General features: G+C 66.4%; 19 protein-coding genes. 9 read left to right on the top strand and 10 right to left on the bottom strand.

Annotated elements, in window-relative coordinates; all coding sequences use genetic code 11:
• Positions 1 to 84: 84 nt before the first annotated feature.
• On the top strand, positions 85 to 1,833 hold the full coding sequence (locus HPY83_17355) for a beta-galactosidase (GenBank protein NPV09713.1): 1,749 nt from the start codon (positions 85 to 87) through the stop codon (positions 1,831 to 1,833).
• Between the two features lie 16 nt (positions 1,834 to 1,849).
• Positions 1,850 to 2,038, top strand: coding sequence for a hypothetical protein (locus HPY83_17350; protein ID NPV09712.1), 189 nt, complete (start codon positions 1,850 to 1,852; stop codon positions 2,036 to 2,038).
• 15 nt (positions 2,039 to 2,053) lie between these two features.
• Here the strand turns inward: HPY83_17350 and HPY83_17345 are convergent, their stop codons facing one another.
• Positions 2,054 to 3,040 carry a diacylglycerol kinase family lipid kinase gene (locus tag HPY83_17345; protein NPV09711.1) on the bottom strand — a complete coding sequence of 329 codons (987 nt, stop codon included), beginning with the start codon at positions 3,038 to 3,040 and terminating at the stop codon, positions 2,054 to 2,056.
• 197 nt (positions 3,041 to 3,237) lie between these two features.
• Here HPY83_17345 and HPY83_17340 point away from each other — a divergent pair, with 197 nt between their 5' ends.
• The 4 genes from HPY83_17340 to HPY83_17325 all read left to right on the top strand — a co-directional run bounded on the left by HPY83_17340 (position 3,238) and on the right by HPY83_17325 (position 6,769).
• Positions 3,238 to 3,855, top strand: a complete 618-nt coding sequence (locus HPY83_17340; protein ID NPV09710.1) for an NUDIX hydrolase — start codon at positions 3,238 to 3,240, stop codon at positions 3,853 to 3,855.
• Positions 3,856 to 3,919: 64 nt separating this feature from the next.
• Positions 3,920 to 4,942: a GDSL family lipase gene (locus tag HPY83_17335; GenBank protein NPV09709.1), complete on the top strand. Its 1,023-nt coding sequence runs from the start codon at positions 3,920 to 3,922 to the stop codon at positions 4,940 to 4,942.
• Positions 4,943 to 5,595: 653 nt separating this feature from the next.
• Positions 5,596 to 6,321 carry a hypothetical protein gene (locus HPY83_17330; GenBank protein NPV09708.1) on the top strand — a complete coding sequence of 242 codons (726 nt, stop codon included), beginning with the start codon at positions 5,596 to 5,598 and terminating at the stop codon, positions 6,319 to 6,321.
• Between the two features lie 16 nt (positions 6,322 to 6,337).
• The gene (locus HPY83_17325; GenBank protein ID NPV09707.1) at positions 6,338 to 6,769 is read left to right on the top strand and encodes a HEAT repeat domain-containing protein; all 432 of its coding nucleotides are present in this window, start codon (positions 6,338 to 6,340) and stop codon (positions 6,767 to 6,769) included.
• Between the two features lie 152 nt (positions 6,770 to 6,921).
• On the opposite strand, the gene HPY83_17320 is transcribed toward HPY83_17325, so the two are convergent.
• The 8 genes from HPY83_17320 to HPY83_17285 all read right to left on the bottom strand — a co-directional run bounded on the left by HPY83_17320 (position 6,922) and on the right by HPY83_17285 (position 16,509).
• Complete coding sequence (locus tag HPY83_17320) at positions 6,922 to 7,746, bottom strand: hypothetical protein (GenBank protein NPV09706.1); 825 nt, start codon at positions 7,744 to 7,746, stop codon at positions 6,922 to 6,924.
• A complete protein-coding gene (locus HPY83_17315) occupies positions 7,743 to 9,572 on the bottom strand; it encodes a Dynamin family protein (protein NPV09705.1) in 1,830 nt (609 codons plus the stop codon). Before HPY83_17315 ends, HPY83_17320 begins: the two co-directional genes overlap by 4 nt.
• 276 nt (positions 9,573 to 9,848) lie before the next feature.
• Positions 9,849 to 10,328 (bottom strand): hypothetical protein, encoded by a 480-nt coding sequence (locus HPY83_17310; GenBank protein ID NPV09704.1) that lies wholly within the window; start codon positions 10,326 to 10,328, stop codon positions 9,849 to 9,851.
• Positions 10,318 to 11,802: a DUF4129 domain-containing protein gene (locus tag HPY83_17305; GenBank protein NPV09703.1), complete on the bottom strand. Its 1,485-nt coding sequence runs from the start codon at positions 11,800 to 11,802 to the stop codon at positions 10,318 to 10,320. The genes HPY83_17310 and HPY83_17305 overlap by 11 nt, the downstream gene beginning before the upstream one ends.
• Positions 11,765 to 12,979, bottom strand: coding sequence for a DUF58 domain-containing protein (locus HPY83_17300; GenBank protein ID NPV09702.1), 1,215 nt, complete (start codon positions 12,977 to 12,979; stop codon positions 11,765 to 11,767). The genes HPY83_17305 and HPY83_17300 overlap by 38 nt, the downstream gene beginning before the upstream one ends.
• Entirely contained in the window at positions 12,976 to 13,947 is a 972-nt protein-coding gene (locus HPY83_17295) for a MoxR family ATPase (GenBank protein ID NPV09701.1), read from the bottom strand. The genes HPY83_17300 and HPY83_17295 overlap by 4 nt, the downstream gene beginning before the upstream one ends.
• A 185-nt stretch (positions 13,948 to 14,132) precedes the next feature.
• Positions 14,133 to 14,663, bottom strand: coding sequence for a hypothetical protein (locus HPY83_17290; protein ID NPV09700.1), 531 nt, complete (start codon positions 14,661 to 14,663; stop codon positions 14,133 to 14,135).
• 190 nt (positions 14,664 to 14,853) lie between these two features.
• The gene (locus HPY83_17285) at positions 14,854 to 16,509 is read right to left on the bottom strand and encodes a cation-transporting P-type ATPase (protein ID NPV09699.1); all 1,656 of its coding nucleotides are present in this window, start codon (positions 16,507 to 16,509) and stop codon (positions 14,854 to 14,856) included.
• A 1,655-nt stretch (positions 16,510 to 18,164) separates the two neighbouring features.
• On the opposite strand from HPY83_17285, the gene HPY83_17280 reads away from it, so the two are divergent.
• Together HPY83_17280 and HPY83_17275 are read left to right on the top strand one after the other, a co-directional pair.
• Positions 18,165 to 19,010 carry a DegV family protein gene (locus HPY83_17280; protein ID NPV09698.1) on the top strand — a complete coding sequence of 282 codons (846 nt, stop codon included), beginning with the start codon at positions 18,165 to 18,167 and terminating at the stop codon, positions 19,008 to 19,010.
• 424 nt (positions 19,011 to 19,434) lie between these two features.
• Entirely contained in the window at positions 19,435 to 20,211 is a 777-nt protein-coding gene (locus HPY83_17275; protein ID NPV09697.1) for an HAD family phosphatase, read from the top strand.
• 11 nt (positions 20,212 to 20,222) lie between these two features.
• On the opposite strand, the gene HPY83_17270 is transcribed toward HPY83_17275, so the two are convergent.
• On the bottom strand, positions 20,223 to 20,456 hold the full coding sequence (locus tag HPY83_17270; GenBank protein ID NPV09696.1) for a DUF2905 family protein: 234 nt from the start codon (positions 20,454 to 20,456) through the stop codon (positions 20,223 to 20,225).
• Positions 20,457 to 20,584: 128 nt separating this feature from the next.
• Between HPY83_17270 and HPY83_17265 the strand changes: the two genes are divergently transcribed.
• Complete coding sequence (locus HPY83_17265) at positions 20,585 to 22,810, top strand: DUF3604 domain-containing protein (GenBank protein NPV09695.1); 2,226 nt, start codon at positions 20,585 to 20,587, stop codon at positions 22,808 to 22,810.
• Positions 22,811 to 23,007 lie beyond the last annotated feature (197 nt).

Genomic DNA, 23,007 nt, shown 5'->3' with positions numbered 1-23,007 from the left:
CGCCCACGGCGAGCCCGGTTGATAGGCCGGCCGACGCTGTGGCAATATGGCGGCAACCCGCTTCGGCCCTTCGAGGAGGCAGACTTGACCCAGAGCGACATCCCCCGACCGGAGTATCCCCGTCCCCAAATGGTCCGGCCCGACTGGATGAACCTGAATGGGGTATGGCAGTTCGAGATGGACCCCGGACGGAGCGGGCGCGACCGCGGGCTGCCTCAGACCGAACGCCTGAGGGGCGAGATACTGGTGCCCTTCTGCCCTGAGAGCCGCCTATCCGGCATCGCCCATACGGACTTCATCCCTGCCGTGTGGTACCGACGGGAGTTCGACCTCCCCGAGACTTGGGAGGACCGACGCATTCTGCTCCACTTCGGCGCCGTGGACTACGATGCCTGGGTGTACGTCAACGGTCGGGAGGCGGGCCGACACCGCGGAGGATACGCCTCCTTCGCCCTCGACGTAACCGACCACCTAGAGCGCGGTCGCAACGTCGTCACCGTCTACGCCGAAGACGACTCCCGCTCGCCCCTGCAGCCTCGGGGAAAGCAGTCCGACCGCTATCACTCCTATCGCTGCCTCTACACTCGCACCACCGGCATCTGGCAGACGGTGTGGCTGGAGGCGGTGCCCGAGGTCTACATCGCGTCGCTGCGTCTGACCCCCCTGTTGGAGCAGGGGGCGCTGCTAGTGCAGGCCCGGCTGGCCGGGGAGTCGCGCGACCTGTGGTTGGGGGCCGAGGCGCGGGCCGAAGGTGAGATGGTGGGCGAGGCTCGTTGTCTGACCTCAGCCGGGTGGGGCGCCTGTATGGTGCCCTTGGCGGACGTACGGGCCTGGTCGCCTCAAGACCCCTTCCTCTACCAGCTGTCCATCACCCTGGGGTGCGAGGAGCAGACTCTGGACCGGGTGGAATCCTACTTCGGCCTGCGCTCCTTCGGTGTGTGCGAGGGCGCGGTGCTGCTCAATGGTCGGCCCTTCTTCCAGCGGCTGGTGCTGGATCAGGGCTTCTACCCCGACGGCATCTACACCGCGCCCAGCGAGGAGGCGCTGCGGCGAGACATCGTGCTCTCACAGTCGCTGGGGTTCAATGGCGCCCGGCTGCACCAGAAGGTGTTCGAACCGCGCTTCCTCTATTGGGCCGATCGACTGGGCTACCTGGTGTGGGGCGAGTTCCCCAATTGGGGGCTGGATCACTCCCATCCCGCGGCGCTGGAGAGAGTCCTGGCCGAGTGGCCCGCCGTGGTGGAGCGGGACTACAGCCACCCCAGCGTCATCGGGTGGTGCCCCTTCAATGAGACGCCTGCCAACCAGAACCCCGAGCTTGTCCGTACCGTCTATCGCGTCACCAAGGCGCTGGACCCGACCCGCCCCGTGATTGACACCAGCGGCTACGTGCACGTGGAGACGGACATGTGGGACGTGCACGACTACGCCCACGGCATCACCCCGGAGCAGTTCGCCGCCCGGTATGACGCCTTCGCCCGGGGAGAGAAGCCCTGGCGCAACTCCCCTCAGCACGAACCAGAGTGGGAAGGCCAGCCCTACTGGGTGAGCGAGTACGGAGGCATCTGGTGGAACCCGGGCCAGGTGGATCAGGAAGCCTGGGGCTATGGCGATCGGCCCCGGTCGGTGGAGGAGTTCGTGAGCCGCTACCGGACGCTCACCCAGTCTCTTCTGCGCAATCCGCGGGTCTGGGGCTTCTGCTACACCCAACTGACCGACGTCGAGCAGGAGGTCAACGGCCTCTACTACTACGATCGGTCGCCCAAGTTCACCGACGAGGTGATGCAGCGGATCCGGGGGATCAACTGCGGAAAGGCGGCGGTGGAGGAGTGAGGCAAGGGGTGAGTGCATGGCACGAAACGGCACCAGACGCTCCGACGCCGAGGCGCTTCGGATGCGCCGGCTGTGCATTCGGGCACGCCTGACCCATCTGCGCCGGCGAATCGAGAGGCGATCGGGGCTGTACCAAGGGGACCTGGTTGCGAAGGCGCGGGAAGAGCGTGCGCAGGAGATGGAGCGTGTCGCCCGGGGGGAGTGAGAAGCGGCAGCTAGGTTAGTCGCCCAGGCGGGAATCCCCCGGTCGCCGGACCCTGTCCATCACGGCGTCGGCCAGGTTGCGAGTATCGGCGGGGCGGGCGGGGACGATAACCCTCAGAGCCTGCCGCACCAGGCTCACCGTGACGGGCGTCTCCCCGATGCCCTCACCGTCTCCCTGGACTACGGCGGGAGGGCGAGCTTGGATGGTTACCGAGCGAGTCGCCTCGTAGACCCGCACCCTAGGGTCCCCTCGTTCCAGCCCCCAGACCAGGACCCAAGCCAGGATGGCGTAGTCCAGAAGCGTGCGAGCGCGGATGACGTACACGCCCAGGCGGCCGTCATCCAGCTGAGTAGCCAGGCCGGGGCGCACCAGGGAATGGACGGGCGTGGTGCCATTGACCACCAGAACGTCCGATCCGCGGCTGCTCACGTAACGCCCATCTATCTCCAGGAAGAACCGACGGGGCTGGAAGCCGGCCAGAGCGCGCAAGGCGGTGATGACGTAGGCCACGATTCCGTACCGGTGCTTGCTCTCCCCGGTGGTATCCCGCATGGCCTGGCCGCTGAGCCCAGCGCTGACGTTCAGGCAGTAATACCTTTCCCCCACCTTCATGAGGTCTATGGCTCGCACCTGGTGCGCGCCGGCAATGAGGGCGCAGGCCCGGTCCAGCGAGAGCGGCAAGCCCAGCTCTCGGGCCATGCTGTTCCCTGTCCCCACCGGCAAGATGGCCAGAGGTACCCGAGTGCCGACCAGGCCGTTCGCCGCTGCTGACACGGTGCCATCGCCCCCGGCGGCCGCCACCGCATGACAGCCTTCCTCGACTGCCTGTCTCACTACCGGCACCAGGTCCTCGCTGCCCGTCACCTCATAGATGTCGCACAGCCACTGCGGTGGCCTGAGATGGGCGCGCAGCGCCTGGCGCACGGCGGCAGGGTCGGCGTGGCCGCCCCTGGGGTTGAGGACCACGAACAGCTTGCGCTGGGAGAGCGACGAACCTTCCAAGTGCGACTCCTTGCCTAAAGTGATAATCTAGCACAGCTGGCGGCGGCTGTCGCCACGGAGGGTATGGAATGCTGATGAGAGGCTGAACTACGCTGATCCCTGTAGTGTCTCCTCCTGATCAGCGTGGATCGGCGTATTGTCGGCGGCATCAGCGTTCGATTCTCTCTGGAGCGCGGCTGCACGAGCAGGAGTGACATATGGACCCCATATGGCTCGAGTGGGCCAAGAGGCTACAGGCTATTGCGCAGGACGCTCTGGCCTATTGCGCCAACCCCTTCGACCGGGAACGTTTCGAGCAGGTGCGTCAGATAGCAGTGGAGATCGTCTCCCGCTATGCCGACGCGCCGGAGGAGCGGGTGCGAGAGCTATTCGCGGGCGAGGAGGGGTACGCCACCCCCAAGGTGGACCTGCGGGGAGTGGTCTTTCAAGACGAACGCATATTGCTGGTGCGAGAGAGGCGAGACATGCGCTGGACGCTACCCGGTGGGTGGGCCGACGTGGGCGACTCACCCTCGGAAGGGGTCGAGCGCGAGGTGCGCGAGGAGTCGGGCTACGAGGTACGGGCTGTCAAGCTGCTAGCTCTGTACGACCGGAACAAGCATCCCCACCCACCTCACCCGCAGCACATCTACAAGCTGTTTTTCCTCTGTCAGTTGCTGGGCGGTGAGCCCAGGGAGAGCATAGAGACCGCCGGCGTGGGCTTCTTCGCGGAGGATGAGCTGCCGGAGCTGTCGCTGACGCGGGTGCTGCCGGAGCAGATCCATCGCTTCTTCGAGCACCTGCGACACCCGGAGTGGCCCACGGAGTTCGACTGATGTGCTTGGTTCAGCGCCTAGCCGGCCTCCTTCGACCGGCCTCACTACCCCGAGGAGGTGGATCTTGTCCCTCATCCTGAGCCCCGACGACCCCCGCCTGACCTGGCAGGGGGCGGTCTCGGTGCAGTACACCAACGGCTTCGCTATACCCTGGCGCATCCCCTACCGTGACGGCGCTCTCTATCCCTTGCCCCTGGTGGAGCGCGCCGCCATGCCCGCCGGAGTGCGGCTATCCTTTTTCAGCGACACCACCATCCTCGCTGGGGGTCTAGTGCCCTGGCCATCCGCGTCGGACCCGGACCCGGCACAGGAGGCCAGCCCGCTGGACCTCTACTGCGACAGGGTGATGGTGGGGCGGGCGGCGCTGACTCAGGCGGGGGAGTTCCGCTTCGAGGGCTTGTCGGCAGGGGCGAAGCTAGTGGAGCTGTGGCTGCCCCAGTTCGGAGTTTTCCGGATGCGATCTCTGGAGCTGAGCGATGGCGCCTCAGTCTGGCCCTTCGAGGACGGAAGGCCGCGGTGGGTAACCTATGGCAGCTCCATCACTCACTGCAGGGCAGCGGAGTCGCCCTCCTTCACCTGGCCGGCCATCGTCGCCCGGGAGCACGGGCTGAACCTGACCTGTCTGGGCTTCGGAGGGCAATGTCATTTGGACCCGCTCATGGCGCGGGTGATGCGAGATCTCCCTGCCGATTACATCTCGCTGAAGGTGGGGATCAACATCAAAGGTGCAGCCAGCCTGAACGAGCGGACGTTCCGCTCCGGCATTGTGGGCTTCGTCCAGATCGTGCGGGAGAACCACCCCGAGGTGCCGCTGGTGCTGATCTCACCCATCTACTCGCCGCCCCACGAGGACGAGCCTAACCAGGTGGGCTTCACTCTGGCGACGATGCGGGATGAGGTGGCGGAGGCGGCCATCGCCTTGGTGCGGAACGGGGACTGCAACGTTCACTACCTCGATGGCAGGGAGCTGCTGGGCCCGGGAGACGAGAGCTTCCTGGCCGAGGATGGAGTGCATCCTACGGCGGAGGGCTATAAGCTAATAGGACGCCGCTTCTTGGAGAAGGTGGCTAAGCTGGTCTTCGTGTGACTGGGGCGGGATGGCGCCGTGAGGACAGCCTACCGGCCACATGATGCCTGACCTCCCGTGACACCTCTAACGGTAACAGCTCAGGATCGGGGGGACACATGCCGACCAGCGCCGTCGCTGCGCTCGGACTAGGCGAGCCAGCCCCGACTGCACCGCAGGTACACCTTCCTTCGAGGACTGCCCGCCCCCACGCGCCGCTCCCCAAGTGCCTGCGCGGCCTGGGGCATCTCCCTTCGAGGAGTGCGCGCGCCCACGCGCGCCGTCCCTCCAAGTGCCTACCGCGCCTGGGGGCGCGGACTCCTCGGGAAGAGGCTGGAACCTGCCAGGATGCTGGCGCCTTGCCCTCCTAGCCGGCCGAAGAGCCTGCCGCGAAAGCCTGTCAGGGAACCACCTGCGTGTGACTGCCGGCTGAACACACTCGTCCCCCGATCCTGAGTTCTTGCCTTTGACGCCTGGATGGGCGATCTGCTATTCTGGTAGTTGGGATGGGGATGGAGTCCCCCTGCTAGAGTGCCTGAAAGGGCTGATGACTCCTGCCAACCATAGAGCTTCGGGCAGGGGCGTTCATTAGGGCACAGGAAGAGAACTCCTGCTGAAGAAGTGACTGCAGGAGTTCTCTGTCTTTTCTGGCTCACGTGGGAGCAGGAGGGCGAATGGGGAAGACCAAACACACTCCGTACTTCGAGTGTCTGGAAGCGCTGCGAGCCGGGGGCTGCCCCGTCTGCGAGCTGGGCAAGCGTGCCGTGGCCCGCTACCTGGACTCCCTCATCTACGAGCAGGTGAACGACCCCGGCGTCAGGAAGCGCACGCGGGCGGCGCAAGGTTTCTGCCGCTTGCATGCCTGGCAGCTTCGCCGTCACGGCGGCGCTCTGGGCATGGCCATCATCTACCGCGACGTGGTGCGGGACGTGGTCCAGTCGCTCGACAATGCGAACTACAACTCCTCTGGGCGCCTATTGCCGCGGGCGGTGGCGGAGGCGGTAGACAGAGAGCGTCCCAGCTCCGCCACGGCCGATGCCGTACGCTCGCTCACGCCTTCCGGTCAGTGCCCGGCCTGTGCCACCCAGCATCGCACTGAGGCCATGTATACGGACATCTTTCTGGAGAACCTGGAGGATCCTGAGATTCAAAGCGCTCTGGGGGAGGGTAGGGGGCTCTGCCTGCCTCACCTGCGCCTGGCGCTGGAGCGTGTGCGGGATGAGAACACGTTTCGTCTGCTCGTGGCCGGGGCGAAGGTGGCGTTCTCCGGCCTTCTGCGGGACCTGGACGAGATGATTCGCCGCCATGACTACCGCTACCAGGAGGAGGGGCTGGGCGAGGTGGGCGACGCCTGGCTACACGCCATCGCCCAGATAGCGGGCAAGGAAGGATTGTCGTGACGAGGCTCGGTCTCAAATGGGCCCGCAGCGTGTAGGAGAATCCGCCTGTGATGCGCTTCTGCCCTCGCTGTCTGGGCCGATGCGACGCGACCCAGAGGTGTGCCCCAGTTGTGGCGCCCTCCTGGAGGGGGACGATCTGGCCTACCTGGACAAGCTCATCCTTGCCCTCACCCACCCTGAACCCCTAACCCAGCGCCGAGCGGCATACGTGCTGGGCCTGCTGGGCGATGAGCGGGCAGTAGTACCCCTGGCAAGGCTGCTAGACACTCCCGCCGACCCGTATGTGCTTGCCGAGGCTGCCAACGCTCTGGGTGCCATAGGGGGTGCCTCGGCCTGTGCCCTCCTGGAGGAGCTGGCGAGAGACGAGAATCGGTCGGTGATCGTGCGTCGGGCGGCTCGAAGGGCACTTGACGGGTGTGATCCTGGAGGCTTGCGTCCGTCTCTGTAGGGGCGGCCAGCGCCCTGAGCTTTCCCCGGTCCCGCACGGGTATGGCGTGCGCAGCGCAGCGTGTTCTAGGACGATGACGGCCGCTCGCGTGAGGTCATGGGGCGAAGGGGCGCATCATAGGCAGAGCCAGCTGTGCCCGTTGGGGGCGGCCTTCAGTCCGCCGGGATGGTGTGGCGGTGCAGTTCCTTGAGGCGAATGGCGAGTTGGCCAAGAGTGGGGCTCAGGGGCACGGTACCTGGGAGCGAGGATCGCCGGGCCGCCATAGCCACCTGGAAAAGCGAGTTGGCGGCATGACCCGCCTCCAGCAGCCGTTCGGCCAGTGCCTGTTCCCACGGCGGGGGGCCCTCGCGTAGGCCGAAGGCAGCGGCCAGCGCTGCCACCTTCGCGTCGGACTCTAGGCACAAGCTCTGCAGCATCCGCGATTCAGCGTGGCTGTAGGAAGCCTCTAGCGTGCCGGTCATGGCCATGTCCGCCGCCTCTGCCCAGGCCCGTGCCGCAGCCAGATACTGCCGCATCACCTTCATGGCGCTGCCCAGGAGCAGGGCCTGTTCCCCAGATAGCGAGACCTCGGCCGGGTGGCCAGGAACTGGGGCCAGCGGCGCTTCGCCGGTACTGGCGTGTCCCCAGGCCACGGCCTCCAGCCGGTTGATGGTCCCTTCTAGTCCCTGACGTCCCTCTCGCAGCATCGGAGCCAGGGGTTCCGCCGCTTCCCCCTCGACCGCTCTCATGCTGCGAAGGGCCCGGCCGACCTCGGCCAGCTCTCGACGGACGAAGCGGCTCACCGGCCGGGCCTGCCATGGGACCCCCAACTGATGAGCCAGCCCGCTGACAATGCTGCGACAGGCCTGGATCTCATGGCGGATGCTTTCGACATCGGGACTGGCCGGCAGAAGTGTCTGAGCCACGGCCAGGGAGCGCTCCACCGATGAGAGGCTGATCACAGGCAGGGCATGGCGTAGCTTGATAGGGTCGCTCACTGCGCTAGCCCAGCCAAATCCCGAAGGCGGTTCCCGATCGACGCCAGTTCCCTTGCCGCCACCAGGAGGCGCTCCTTTTCCTCCGCTACACCCTCGGCGCGCTCACGGCGCTTGCTCCAGGCCGCCTGCACCGCTCCCTGGGTGGCGGCGACCGTATCCCGCAGCCGCTCGTCCAGGCTCAGGCCGAACTGGCGGAAGGCTTCGTTGAGGTCCTGCAAGGTTGCCCAGCGGAGGTTCTCCACATTGTGCCTGACCAAGGACTCGATCTGGTAGCCCAGCCGGTCCAGCACTCGCTTGCGTCGCATGCGCGCGGGCAAGAGCTTGTCCAACACCTCCTCGGGGATGGGGGTGATGATCGGGTTCCACTTGTGGGTGACCCAGAAAGGCCGGCGACCAGCCTCGAACGCCTCACTGCTCTCCGGAGCCCGGTAGGGCACCTCAAACAGCTCTGCCGCGGTGGAGCGAACCAACTCTATGAGATCGTCCGCTCGCTCCTGATGCGGATGCAGCACGGCAGTCACCCGGGCCCGAAGCTCCTCGGCTGTGGTCTCCAGCTCGCGCTGGAAGAACTCGGGGATGGCGGCTGCCAGCGCCTCGCCGGCAGCCTTCTCGTCGGGCACCTGGCCGGGCCCGTCGCCCAGATGTTCCTGAACGGCCTGGATGAGGTGGGCTCTCGACCGCTCGCGTAGTTGGGCGGCCTGCTCTTCCAGGAACGCCACCGTCCTCTCCCGGTCGCCTCGGAGGCGGTCTTTGGCGGCAAGGGCTTGCTCCCTGGCCTGGTCAACCGTCTCCTGAAGCAGACGGGCACGCCGTTCCAGTTCAGAAAGGGGCAACTCCAGGGAGCGAATGGCCAGGCGGACCTGAGCCAGGGAGCCGGCTACGCTGTCGGCCGCCTTGAGGGCCACGGCTCTCTCCAGCGCCGCCCCCTTCTCGTGGCGGAGGAAGGCGGAAAGATGCTCTTGCAGTTCCGGAAGCCCACTGCGCTGCCACAGGTCTGCGTCCTGGTTCTCAACCGCCTCCAGTCCCTGCCGAGCCGACACCGTGAACACGGGGGTGTCGTCGGTGAGGCAGCTCTCCTTCTCCAGCAGCCGCCGCAAGAAGCGGAGGGCATGCTCGAGCTCCTCCGGACTGAGGTAGTCCACCTTGTTGAGGACGAAGAACAGTCGGGGAACCTTGGCGCGCACCGCTTTCAGGAACTCCATCTCGGCCTGGGTCATGGGCGGATCGGCGGAGACGAGGAAGAGCGCGGCGTCGCACTGAGGCAAGAAGTCGAGCGTGGCCTCGGTGTTGTGGCGGAGGGTAGATCCAATGCCCGGGGTGTCTATCAGGACTACGCCATCACTCAGGAAAGGCGAAGGGTAGGTCACCTCGACGTGAGCTACTCCCATCCTGTTGTGAGGGTTGCCTTCTTCGCTGACGTAGCGGGCGAGACGAGCCGCCACGTCCTCGGTGCTCTCGCCGTCGAAACGCTCCTGACGGTGGTCGTCCTGGTAGAATACCCGCATGCTCAGATCCGGCCCCCAGCGTAGCAGGGTGGGCACGGCTGTGAGCGGGACTACTGCGGCTGGCAGGATGTCCGCGCCGATGAGCGCATTGAGCAGAGTGCTCTTGCCCCGCTTGAACTGGCCCAGTACGGCCAGGTGAAGCTGCTGCTCCCTCAGTCGCTGCATCAGCGACATCAGTCGGTCTCGATCTGGAGCGTACTCAGAGCCAAGCGTCTCCAGGCGGACGACGGCCAGCTCCAGAAGCTCCCCGAGGTCCTCGCCGGCAGTGCGCAGGCCGGGCTCGGCGGTAGCAGATGTGTTCGTGTCTCGAGCGTAGGACATAAAAGAGAACTCCTCCAAGTCTGAGCCTGGCAGGAGTTCTCTTCGTCTGCTGTAACGGCGCTCCTGCCAGGAGCCTCTATCCATGGCAGGAGTCATCAGCCTCTAGTGGCTCTCTTGGGGGACTCCATCCCCGTCGCTGTGGCAATAATACCCGATCCGGTGCCGCCAGTCAAAGCCTCCGGTTCGACGCTCGGAGGTACGTCTGCAGTTGGCGGCGGGCAGCCGGAGTCAGGCAGGGAGGTGCGGGTACCTGTCTCGGCCATGGTTCGACGGCAGTCACTCGCGACCCGGCACCTGCAGCAAAGAAGCAATGGCAAGCGCCAGCCGCTCGAGCCGATCCAGCGATGGGTCGAGCGCCTCACCCAAGCGTGGATCTACCTCTCCGTAGGCCCTGAGCTTGCCCGACTTGGCGTCTCCCAGGTTAGCCCAGCAGACGGTCATGGAAGCGGCGATTGCCTGCGCCAGGTCCTCCTCCGCCGGGCGCAGGTCAAAACCGCGCGCTATCTCTGCCAGGAGTGCCAAGCACTCCTCGACCAGGTCCAGGGCAGACTGGCGCCGGCCGGCGGGGAGGTTGAGCACCCGGCGGTACAGGATGCCCTCGGTGAGGGGGCCTCTCAGCTGCTCCTGTGCCTCACGCAGACTCTTCTCGCAGGCACGCAGAGTAGCCACCAGGGAGTTACGCTGGTACTCCCGCAGCAGATCGGAGAGGCCTGCTCCCTTGCCTGCCGGGTCAGCCCCGACCTCGTCACCCGCCATTGCCGTCGCCCTCGGGCTCGGGAGCGCCAGGGTGGCGGGCGCCAAGCAGGGCCTCCACCTGGGCTAGAGACTGTAGAGCAGCAGCCACCGTCTCTGGGGTGAGAGGTTCGCTGGAGTACCGGGCCATTTGATAGGCCTCGGTGAGGGCCGCCAGCGGCTCCTCCAGCTCTGGCCCCGACCCTGCGAGCTGACGCATGTAGGCCAGAGGCGTCTGTCCCGGGGCGTGGCCGCCGGCGCTGGCCAGCAACCTCCTGTATGCCGTCCGCACTTGCACCCGGCCCTGTTCGTTCTCCAGTAGGGGCAGGAAGCGTGATCGCGTCTGGCGGCGGCGCCGGGAGAGCCAGCGCCCCAACTGCTCCCGCATCAGATGCCACGACCAATCCACCTCGCGACTCTCTACCATCCCATCCGGACTGGTGGCATACCGGCGACGGAAGGCTAGGACGAACACTAGTGCCACCAGGCCCAGCAGGCCCACAACCAGCACACCTTGCACCCAGGGGCCGAGCTCGGCGCCGCCCTGCCCGCCCGGCTCTAGCTCTCGCAACTGCTCGGCTAGGTTGGCGCGGTCTAGGATGTTCTCGTCGGGCGGCTCGCCGGAGGCCAGCGAGCGCAGCCAGTTGATCAGGGGCTCGAGTATGGTGAACACGATGTAGGCGATGCCGGTGATGAGGTAGGCGAGGACACGCGCCAACAGGTTCACGACTGGCTGGAAGAGCCTGAGCAGCGGCCGCAGCGCCTGAGCGGCCGCCTCAACCGTCTCAGGGGCGACAATGAGAGCGACCAGCCAGGCCGCCAGAAGGACCGCCAACACCGACCCGCCCACCACGTACAACCAGTACCGGCCCAACCCCGGCCGGGTCCCGCTCGAGCGCGCGCTCTGACGCAGAGTTAGGGAGATGTCGCTGAGGGCCAAGGCAACGAGACCGGAGACGGTGAAGGCGACAAAGGGCTCCAGCAGGCTGTCGGATATGCCCAGGCCTAGGCTGTACCCGTATCCGCCCAGTAGGGCCAGGGCGGCGAGTGCCAGGACGCCGGTGACGAAGCCGCGTCGCAGGGGCTCAGCTTCGATCCAGTCGATGCTGATCCCACGCAGCCAGAGTCCGCCGAAGACGGGCAGCAGCACCCAAATGGCCGGGACGGCCTCGTGCCAGTCCATGGCGTGTCGCCACAAGTCGCCGGGACTGGCTGGTGCCAGGACGAGGGCGGCGCTCCCCAGCATCACCAGCACGCCCGCTAGCGCCATCAGAACCCGCCCGCCCGGACGAGCCGCGAGGCGCCGCGCAGTGAACGAGGCCCCCAAGAGGACTGCCAATGGGAGCCAGGCTGACAACCGGGCGGAGGGGGCAACGAAGCCGCTGCCCATCAGGGCGTTGCTGACTGGAACCACCCAGGCCACGCGCATGGCGGCCGACAGCACCGGTATGGCTACGCTGTCAAGCCAGTTGTAGCTTCTCCAGCCTCTCCCAGGCATCCACTCCTCCAAGGTGATACCTCTCGATCATCCCGTTGACCGCCGGCTCCTCCCCCACCGTGAGCAGGACCACAGGGTGCCCGGCATCCTGCAGCCGAACCAAAGCAGCCTGTACCTGCTCATCAGGTTGGGCTGTCAGAGCTACGACGGTGGCCCCGTAAGGCAAGATGGGTGCCGCGTTCGACAAGAGCCGCGAGAACGGCGTGAGGCGGAAGTTGGTAAGGCGGGCCAGCGCTTCGAGGAGGGCCCTCGCTTGCTCTGGGTGGCGACCCGACGGGACTGCGGTCAGCTGTCTGTCGTGCACGGCGCTGGCATTGGCCATCAGACCCACCGCGTAACCCTTGTCCAGGCTGTCCATGGCTACGGAGGCGGCGGCCGACGCGATCAGCTCCAGGTACTGTGGCACTACGGAGTACGGCTGGTGCGCAGTCTGCACGTCCACCATTATCACCAGCCGATGGCTGGCACTGGGGTCGAAGACACGCGTCTGGAGGTGCTGCGTGCGAGCGGTCGCCTTCCAGTGTATGTGCCTGATGCTGTCCCCTTGTACGTACTCTCGTACTCCTGCCTGACGCAACGGGTCTTCGACGATGCGTCTAGAGTAGGCCGCATCGCCCACGGGTCGGCCGGCAGGCAACCCCAGTGCCTCCACTGGCACTACCTTGGGATACACCAACAGGGTATCCACGTGGTCTATGCTCATCTGCTGGCGACGGTAGCCGAAGAGGTCCCCGGTGTAGACCTCGGCCGGGCCGAACTCGTAGACGCCTCTTCGGTCTCCTCGGACGCGGTAGGTCCGTCGCACCCTCTCGTACCAGCGCAACGCGAGGAAGTTGACCAAGGCGCGCTTGAAGCTGGCCGTGCGGCTGACGCCCAGCTGACCGGTGACGAGGGTGAGGCCGTCTGGATACTGATCATTGATGAGCACCCAGGGCAGGGGGAGCGGCTTGGCGTTATAGACTACGACCGACAGATCGGTCTCCTCTCCGAAGGCGAGGCTCGTCCGCCCCAGATGTCGGGTGTAGGAGAGCTCGGCCAAGGCGAAGCGCTCCCACATCACCGAGGCCAGCGCGGCAAAGCCCAGCATCAGCGTGAACAGGAAGAGGCCGGCGTGGTGCTGGATGACGCTGGCAGCGAACAGAATCGCCAGAAGCCACCACCAGCGGGGTCCCCTCATGCCAGCTCCTCGACGGCCCAGTCCTTCTCCACCGGCACGGGCACCTGTTCCAGGATCTCGTTCAGGATGTCGTCGGTCGCATGACCTCGCAGGCGGGTCTGGACGCTGGGCAGGAGCCGGTGGGCCAGCACCGGCTTGGCCATCGCCTGAACGTCATCCGGCCGGACGTGGTTGCGTCCTTGCATGGCAGCGAAGGCCTGGCTGGTGCGCATGAGTGCCAGTGACCCGCGCGGGCTCACCCCCAGAGCGAGTGCCTCGTGCCGACGTGTCCGGCGCACCAGGGAGATGATGTAGCTCTCGATCACCTCGTGCATGAACACCTGGCGGCAGATGGCCCCCAGCTGCAGGACCTCGTCTGCCGACACGACGGGCTCCAGGTGGCGCAGCGGGTCGGCATCGCGGAAACGCCGCATTATGGCGCGTTCCTCCTCGAAGTCGGGGTAACCCAGTGCCACCCGCATGAGGAAACGGTCCACCTGTGCCTCGGGGAGAGGGAAGGTACCCTCCAGCTCGATGGGGTTCTGCGTGGCCAATACCAGGAAAGGCCGAGGGACGGCCCGTGTCACACCGTCCACCGTGACCTGCTGCTCCTGCATCACTTCCAGCAAGGCACTCTGAGTGCGGGGCCCAGCGCGGTTGATCTCGTCGGCCAGCAGTATCTGGGACATGACCGGCCCGGGCCGGTACTCGAAGTCTCCCGTCTTCTGGTTGTAGACGCTCACCCCGGTGATGTCTGAGGGAAGGAGGTCCGGAGTGAACTGCACTCGCTGAAACGAGCACCCGAGGCTGCGAGCCAGGGCCTTGGCCAGAGTGGTTTTGCCGATTCCCGGCACATCCTCAAGGAGGACATGCCCCTCACAGAGCAGAGCCACCACGAGCAGGTCCACCACATCGTCCTTGCCGACGATGACCTGGGACACGTTCGCTCGTATGCGCGCCGCAGCTTCCTGCACTTCTCGAGTTTCCATGGGTATTATCACCCTCCAGATAACAGAAGAGCCTCTACCAGCTCGATCTGGTAGAGGCTATCAATCTCGCGATAGTTCTGAGCTGAGTGCTCGGGGCGAGCCTCATCGCCCGACACAGAAGGCTCTCGAATGTCAACTTCACTATAGTGTGACGGAGGCAGGCAGGCAAGTACTGGCGCAAGAGGTCACCATAGGGGGGCGGATTCCGACCAGCACCGCCGCTCAGGTCCAACGCTGTGCCCAGACCAGAAGCACAAGCCCGAGCGCAGGCCGGGCGCACTCTGCCTCGAGGAGCGCGCGCCCACGCCGCCGAGGTAGCGATAGAGGGGCAACCCGGCCGACTGGGCCGCGGCGCGGGCCACCGCCAGGCTGACGCCCAAGATAGCGTTTGCCCCCAGACGGCTCTTGTTGGGCGTGCCGTCCAGGTCCAGCATGGCCTGATCGATCCCGGCCTGATTCAGAGCGTCGAGACCGACCACGGTATCCGAGATCTCCCCGTTCACGTGCTCGACGGCCCGGAGCACACCCTTGCCTCCGTAGCGCCCTATGTCCCCGTCGCGCAGCTCCAGCGCCTCGTGCACGCCGGTGGACGCTCCCGAGGGCACCGCGGCGCGACCGGCAGCGCCGTCCGCCAGGTAGACTTCCACCTCCACGGTGGGGTTACCCCGCGAATCGAGAATCTCGCGCGCAACGACCTGGCTGATCTCAGTAGCCACGTAAGGCCTCCTCACTGGTGGGTGAAATAGAAGAAGCCTCTACCAGAACGGCGCCATGCTGGTAGAGGCTATCAGTCTTGCGACGTAGCGGATCGAGAGATCCCCGGGGAGCCTCATCCCCGGTTCTACGCCTCCCATTCTACCACGACTTGCGTCCCAGTCGAAACACCTTGAGCCTCGCCTCCCAGGGCTAGAGGGGGAGGGCTACGACAGAGATCCAGGCATACCAGGGCAACAGCACGGCCATTAGGGCTGTCATCCGCACCACCACGAAGCGCCGGATCAGCTGGTGCAGACTCCTGGCTCCCTGGATGAGTGGCAAGAGGTCGCCCACCTCCCGGATGAGGACCTGGGACTCCCGTTTGGCCAGGGGGGAGCTGCCCTCGACGAGAGATATGCCCACGTCCGCCACCCGCAGGGCGATGGTGTCATTGGCGCCATCGCCGACCATGGCCACAACCTGGTCTGTCTGTCGCCAGACCCGGATGAGCAGTCCCTTCTGCCAAGGCAACAACCGAGCGAAGACGGACGCAGAAGCGGTCCGCCGGGCCAATTCCGTCAGGGCCATGGCTGCGACCTGCTTACCGGTCCGGCTGGCCGCGGGACCGGCATAGATCCCGGCTTCTCGGGCGATGGCCATGGCCGTCTCCAGCCGGTCACCGGTCAGCATGACCACCCTCAGGCCCGCTTCCTTGAGCCCGGCCACCATAGCGGGGACCCCCGGCCGGAGAGGGTTTGCCAACTGGACCGCCGCCAGGAAGGTGTAGCGCTGGGGCGGCGCACCCCGCGCGCCGCGGTGGTATGCCAAGGCGATGAGAATGTCCCCCGCCTGGCCGGCTGCCTCCAGGTGATGGCGCAAGCGGCTCAAAGCGGCTGGGTCCAGCTTCGTCTCGGCGCCCACCGCGTTGAGGTAGTCACCACACATGGGGAGGATGACTTCCGGATCTCCCTTAGCGAAGTAGAGGGCGTGGTCGTGGAAGTCGAAGCCGGCGGCCATATACCTGGCTTCGGAATCGAAGGGTAGATCGTAGATCCGGGGGTGCTTCCGGGTCAGCTCGCCGATGTCGAACCCGCGGCTCTCGGCAAAGGCGACGAGGGCCCTGTCTATGGGGTCGGCCCGCCCGAGCCGCTCCAGGAAGAAGACGTCGTTGCCGAGGGCGCACGCCATTTCGGTAAGAGTGGCGCGTTCACCGCCATTGCCGAAAGCGGCCATATCCGCTGGCCCCTCGGCGAAATGGACCTGCCTCACCACCATCTCGCGGGATGTCAGGACGCCGGTCTTGTCCAGGCAGACGGTGTCCAGGGCGCCCAAACGCTCCAGGGCGCGCTCGCCTCGCACGCGGATGCCTCGGTCGCGCAGCTTTGCCGCCGCCATCCTGGTCGCGACGTACTGGAAGAGCGCGCCGTTCGGCAGTACCAGGACCAGGACTACCGTAGCGGCGGCCAGCAGGAAAAGCAGGGGGCGGGCGCCGTAGTGGTGGAAGGCGACCAGGAGCGGCGGTAACAGGAGGGCCAGCCACCAGAAGCGGCTTCCCTCGATGGGCGACGGCCGCGTACCCGCTTGTGGCTCCCACGGCTGCCTGAGGTACTCCTCGTACTCGGCCGCCTCCCGGTTGGCGATCACCACGCCCTTGCCGCTGCCCCGGGTGATCCGGCTGCCGCGATACAGGATGGTAGGCTCCTCGCCCAGCACTTTGGCCACCGGGACGATTTCGCCCGTCACGTCGAACTCGTCCACCTCCAGCCCCCGGGCCTCCAGTAGCCGGAGGTCGGCGGCCACGAGATCGCCGGCCTGCAAGAGCACGGTCTCGCCCTGCTGCGGCTCATCCACGCGGTCCTGGTTCATGCCGCACTCCCAGGTGAAAGACAGATGGCCGGTATCCTAACGCAGAGGCCTGCAGCAGGCCGAATCCTGACAAGGCGAATGCATCTGCCGGGCTGGCGTCAAGCTAGGCCAGGCGTCGAGCTGCCTATGACTTGGCCCACACCCGGTTCACACTTCTGCTGTGAGCCGGTCGAGCATCGCCCCCGGCATTCAGCGCTCAAGCGCCCCCCTTGTCACTCCGCGCGCCCCTCTGTCACTCCAATTGCCTCTCCTGCTATTCCAAGTGGCCTTCTGGCATTCCAGGCACCCCTCTTGCCATTCCGAGTGCCCCTCCGTCACTGCAATTGCCCCTCCTGCCATTCCAAGTGCCCCTTTGTCATTCCGAGCGAAGCGAGGAATCTACCCTCGGCAACCGGAGCATTCCTCGACCCTACGGGCCTCGGAATGTGGCCGGAAGGGCATCAGGCTGGTTCCGCCATGGGTCATCAGCCTGTGCGCTCATCCTTCAGGCAGAATGGCAGTCGCCCTGCCTTCTGTCTGGTAGCAGCTCAGGATCGGGGGGACACATGCCGACCAGCGCCGTCGCTGCGCTCGGATTAGGCGAGCCAGCCCCGACTGCACCGCAGGTACACCTTCCTTGGAGGAGTGCGCGCGCCCACGCGCGCTGTCCCCAAGTGTCTACCGCGCCTGGGGGCGCGGACTCCTCGGGAAGAGGCTGGAACCTGCCAGGATGCTGGCGCCTTGCCCTCCTAGCCGGCCGAAGAGCCTGCCGCGAAAGCCTGCGAGGAAACCACCTGCGTGCGACTGCCGGCTGAACACACTCGTCCCCCCGATCCTGAGCTCTTGCAGGGCTTTCTCAAAGTCGAGCCAGCGTTGGGCGAGCTGCCATCTGGCGCGGGCCAGGAACCACCACCGGCCAGCGAGCAGGCAGGGAACAGAGGCGATGCACCATCCTATAGCGCCCAGCCTGGCTCCGATAGCCATCTCTGGTGGCCTGCCCCAGGACTTTGAGAAAGCCCTAAGAGCTCACAGGGCTTTCTCAAAGTCCTGGGGCAGGCCAGCAGAGATGACTGCCGGAGAATACTGCGGGCGAACACGAGGTTCGCCCCTACGGCTAGGGCGTCGTCAAAGTCCTGGGCAAGCCGCCAGAGGTGGCTATCGGAGCCAGGCTGGCCGCTATCGGGCGCTGCCTCGCCTCTGTTCCCTGCCTGCTGGCTGGCCGGTGGTGGTTGCTGGCCCGCGCCAGATGGCAGATCGCCCAACGCTGGCTCGACTCTCAGAAAGCCCTAGGAGAGCTCAGCATCGGCGAGTGGGTCCATGACCGCGCTCCGGGCTGAACCACTGAGCCAAGACAAGGCGAAGCCATCCCCTTCGCGCTGCTCAGGGCAGGCTCTTCGCCCGGCTGGCCCTTTCCCAGCCCGCGCCGGCGGGCGTTGCAGCTCTGGCACGCGGGCTTGCCCCGTGCGGCTACCCGACGCCGCCGCGACACCCGCGGCGGCTCCCCCCGCGCGGGTTAATGACGTCTGAACCACACCCGGTGCCGGTACCGGACATCCGCGCCCTGCTGTCGACGGGCGCACGGCGCCGACCCCCGGCAACGGCGAGGACTGGGCGGTGTTCTATCAGGGTGAGGCGCTCGCACACGAACCTGCCGAAGCGGCGAAGGAGGGGAAGAGATGATCGCAGTGGTGACCGAATCTGTGGCCGACCTGCCCCCTGCCCTGGTGCAGGAATGGGGCATCCCCACCGTGCCCTACGTCGTCACCTGGGACGGCAACACCTATAGGGACGGGGTGGATCTTGACCCGTCTGAGCTCTACCGCGCCATGCGCACACCGGACACGTCGGTGTCTACCGGCTTCCCCTCCGCTGCCGCCTTCGAGGAGCTCTACCAGAAGGCAGGCGAGGGCGCCGATGGGGTGCTGTCCGTCCACATCTCGGGCGATCTCAGCGGGGGCTACGCCCAGGCAGCCCAAGTGGCAAGCCGGATGGCCAGCGCTCTGCCCATTCGCGCCCTGGACTCGCGCACGGTGAGCATGGCCCAGGGCTACGTGGCCTTGGCGGCTGCCCGAGCGGCCTCCCTGGGGCGCAGCCTGGAGGAGGTGGTGCGAGCGGCTGAGAAAGCGCGAGACGAGGTGTTCTTCGTAGCTGCCTTCGACACCCTCGAATACCTCTTCCGCGGCGGAAGGCTTAAGCGCAGCGCCTACCTCCTGGGCTCCGCCCTGCGCATCAAGCCCATCATTGCCGCCGTGGACGGCAAGCTGCAGCCCATCGGCCGGGCCCGTAACCTGAGTCAGGCCATCCGCCGAATAGCGGACATGGTGGCGGAACGGGCGAAGGGCACGACGCTACACTTCACCGCCATGCATTCGGATAACCTGGAGGGAGCTCACCAGTTGCTGGAGTCGGTCACGGCTCGGGTGAAGCCGGTGGATGGCTACGTAAACCAGATCACCCCGGCGCTGGGCGCTCACGGCGGCCCCGGGCTGGTGGCCGCATGCATCTGGGCCGAGACAGGCTAGGGCGCACGGCGGGGCCCTAGAGCCGGTCCCCCACCGATTCGTCCGACATGACGCGGCGAATGGTGGCCGCCAAGCGGGGGCCACCGAGGCCACCCGTACGTCGTGCCACTGCTTCCCGTCCAGCGGCACCGTGTCGGTGACGCACGGGCTGGCCACATCATCCGACCCTACCGCGACGTCGAGCAGCCAGCTGGCGGCGTCGGGTGTTGCAGCCGCGCTCCTCGCTCAGCGCCTGGCTCGTCAGCACCGAGGAGCGCGCACGCCTACGCGCCAACAAGCTACTTGGTGGCCTTGATCGGTGCGCCTGGCCGGCGCTCATTCCCCCACCGAGCAGGCAAGCCAGGGTCATTCGGGCACGAACTCGCCAGTTCAGTTATCATGTTTGTTGAGTATCACGCAGGGCACAGGAGGCTGGTCGAGGCCCATGGTGGCGGTAGTCGCGCTGGACCTGGACGGGACGTTGCTGCGCTCCGACGGCAGCGTGTCGGACCGGACCGTCCAGATTCTGGAGGAGTGCAAGCATAGAGGCATGAGGGTGGTGGTGGCGACGGGCAGGCGGATCGCCTCGTCCGTCAGATCTCTACCCCCTGCGCTGCAAGGCTGCCCCAGCGTCTACCTGAACGGGGCCCAGGTCTACCTGGACGGGACCTGCATTCACTCTGAGGCCATCCCTCTAGAGGACTCGCTGCGAGTGGTGGACCTGATCGAGAGCCGCTACCCCAACTGCACCCTCTATGCCGACATCGGCGACCGACTGTACGTGAACCGCCCCACGGAGTACCCAGAGGCGCTCTCGATCCGGCGCATCAGCGACGCCTTGGTGGAACCTCCGCTCAAGATGGTCGTCAACCTGGGACCGGAGAACGGGGTAGCTTGTCTGGCAGAGGAGATGCCCCCCTCGTGCCGCCTGATCGTGACTGCCGGCGGGGCCTGGGGCGAGGTGGTAGCGGCCCCCGTGTCTAAAGCCACAGGGCTGGCAGTGTTGCTGCAACGCTGGGGCCTGACTCTGGCCGACACGATCGCCTTCGGCGACGAGATGAACGACCTGGAGATGGTAGCCGAGAGCGGGATCGGGGTGGCCATGGGCAACGCTGTGCCGGCGCTCAAAGCGGTGGCGGATCGAGTGGCCCCCTCTAACGACGAGGAAGGGGTGGCGTATACCCTCGAGACGCTGCTCCGAGACGAGCTATACACGCTCTAAGACGGTCTCTCCTACCGGTTGATCAGCCGTACCACCAGATTGAGAACCAGGGTGAGCAGAAGGCTCAGCACCACGGACAGGCCAAGGGGTACCCAACAGGACCAGCCCCGCCCTTCCAGGTGAATGTCGCCCGGCAGCCGGTCCGGAAGGACCCCCTTTCCCACCAGAATGAGAACGATCCCTAGCAGCCCTATCAAGAGACCGAATACGAGCAGCAGCCTGCCTAGCCCCTCGACCGGAGACATGCTCACTCCTCCATCACCTCCTCTGGCGCCCTCCTGGCCGGTGTACAGACCCACGTCTTGACCACGTGGGCTGGGGGCGGCTATCCTGCGCCCGGCCTGCGAACATCGCCGTCAGGCGAGAGCCTTCCTTGGCCATCGCCGCCGGCGCGGAGGAAGCCTTGAGCGCCCACAACACCCCGAGCTCCATCCCCACCTATGGCCGAGCTGTGGTCGAGCCAGCCGGCGAGGTTATCGCCGGGAGCTATGGCACCTGGCGTCTTACCCTCACCGTGGGCAAGCACGGCGTAGACGATACCGGGCGGATCCTCATCGCCCGGAGGATGGCAGCCAACTGGGGGCTGCCCCAGTTCGACCGCCCCTCCGAGGCCGAGTATACCACCGTCTCCACCACCGGTAAGGCTCGGCTGAGAGCCCACTACGACCCTCAGGCCCACATCCGACCCTGGAAGGGAGCAGTGGTGATAGACGTGTATGACGGTGCCCTGGCCCCCGGTGACGAGGTCACCGTCATCTTCGGCGATACTGCTCAAGGGGGCCCGGGCTCCCAGGCGCAGACCTTCCGCCAGGAACGCTACGAGTTCCGTGTCCTGGTAGACGCTCACGGCACTGGGCAGTACGTTCCCCTCGAGGAACAGCCCTGGGTGCGAATCGTCGGCGGCCAGGCCGCCCGGCTGCGAGTCAGATGCCGGTCCGAGGTGGCCGCAGATGAGGAGTTCGCCGTCACGGTGGTGGCGGAGGACCGCTACGGCAACCCCGCCGACGGCTACGCTGCCACCGTGGACCTATACCCAGAGGGTAGCGAGAGACTCCTTGGGACCCACGCCTTCACTCCCAGCGAGCGCGGCGCCCATCGCTTCCAGGGCTTGCGCCTCTCGGCTCCAGGTATTCACCGGCTCGTGGCCCGGGAGAGGAATGGCTCCCTGGAAGGGTTGGGCAATCCTATCGTCTGCCACGGGACGGCCCCGGAAAGGCGGCTCTACTGGGGGGACATGCACGGGCAGACGGGGGCCACGGTAGCCACCGGCACGGTGGAGGAGTACTTCGCCTTCGGCCGGGACGTGGCCGCGCTCGATTTCATCTCCCACTGCGCCAACGACTTCCAGGTCACCAAGGAACACTGGCAAGAGATCCAGGACGGGGTGCGAAGCTTCCACCAGCCGGGCCGGTACGTCACCTTCTTGGCCTACGAGTGGTCGGGCACCACCCCGGTGGGAGGCGACCATAACGTCTACTTCCGGGGCGACGAGGGGGTGCTGCATCGCTCCAGCCACTGGCAGATCGCCGACCGCTCCGACGAGGACACCGACCGGACGCCTCTGAGCGAGCTGCAGCGGGAGCTACGGGACAGAGGAGACGTGATGCTGCTGCCTCACGTGGGCGGCCGCCACGCCAACCTGGACTACTTCGACCCTACACTCACCCCTATCATCGAGATCGCCTCGGTGCACGGAGTGTTCGAGTGGTTCGCCGAGGAGGCGCTGCGCCGGGGCCTGAAGGTGGGCTTCGTGGCCAACTCCGACGACCACAGCGGCCGTCCCGGGGCCACCTACCCCAGCGGCAGCGACATCCACTTCGGCATGCGCGGGGGGCTGTTGGGCGCTTACGCCGAGGACCTGAGCCGAGACTCCCTGTGGGAGGCCTTCTGGGCTCGCCGCTGCTATGGCACCACCGGCGAGCGCATCGTGCTTCGCTTCAGCGCCGACGGCCAGCCTATGGGTTCGGAAGTCCGGGTAAACCAGGCTCCTAAGCTCGAGGTGGAGGTGCTGGGCACGGCACCCCTGGAGACGGTGGAGATCCTGCGCTACACCGAGGTGATCTATCGCCACCCCCTGGTGACGCCGATCCCAGGCGAGCGTCCCCTACTCAAGCTGACCTGGCAGGGGGCCCGCACCCGCTATCGCAAGCGGCCCACCCTCTGGCACGGGTCGCTCTCGCTCAGCGCGGGCCGAATCCTGGCGGTGCAGGAGTTCGCGGTGGACCAACCCCATGAGGGGGTGCAGAGCAGGACCGATCGGGAGGTGCGCTGGCTCTCCTCCACCGCGGGCGACCCGGACGGGCTGTTCCTGGACCTGGACGCCCCCGATGAGGCAGTCCTGTGGTTCGAGACCGAGCCCGCCCGGTTCGGCTTCCGTCTGGCAGACCTGGGGCGGGAGCCGCTGGTGATCGAGGCCGGTGGCGAGGGCCAACGGGTGACTGCCGAGTGGGTGCCGCGGGGGGAACGGCCCAGAGAGACGCACTTCACCTTCCGCGACCCCGCGCCCCCACGGGGGACCACCGCCTACTGGCTGCGGGTGATCCAGCGAGATGGGGCCATGGCGTGGAGTAGCCCGATATACGTGATACGTGATGCGTGACACGTGATACGTGACAAGTGATGAGTGACGTTGGTTGCCTGGCGCCCCTCTTCACGCATCACGTATCACGGGCCAAGTGCCACAATTGGTCGGTCATTACAGTAACGCGGAAGTGCCACAATTCGTCGGTCACTCACGGAAGTGTCTCCGGGGCAGTTGGTAGGGCAACTCCCTCAGGAGAGGCTGCGTCTGCGGGG

The sequence above is a fragment of the Anaerolineae bacterium genome (genome assembly GCA_013178015.1).
In the GTDB taxonomy this organism is placed as follows: Bacteria; Chloroflexota; Anaerolineae; order DRVO01; family DRVO01; genus Ch71.
Note: the sequence above shows the minus strand (reverse complement) of the source record. Positions and strands in the feature narration are given on the sequence as shown.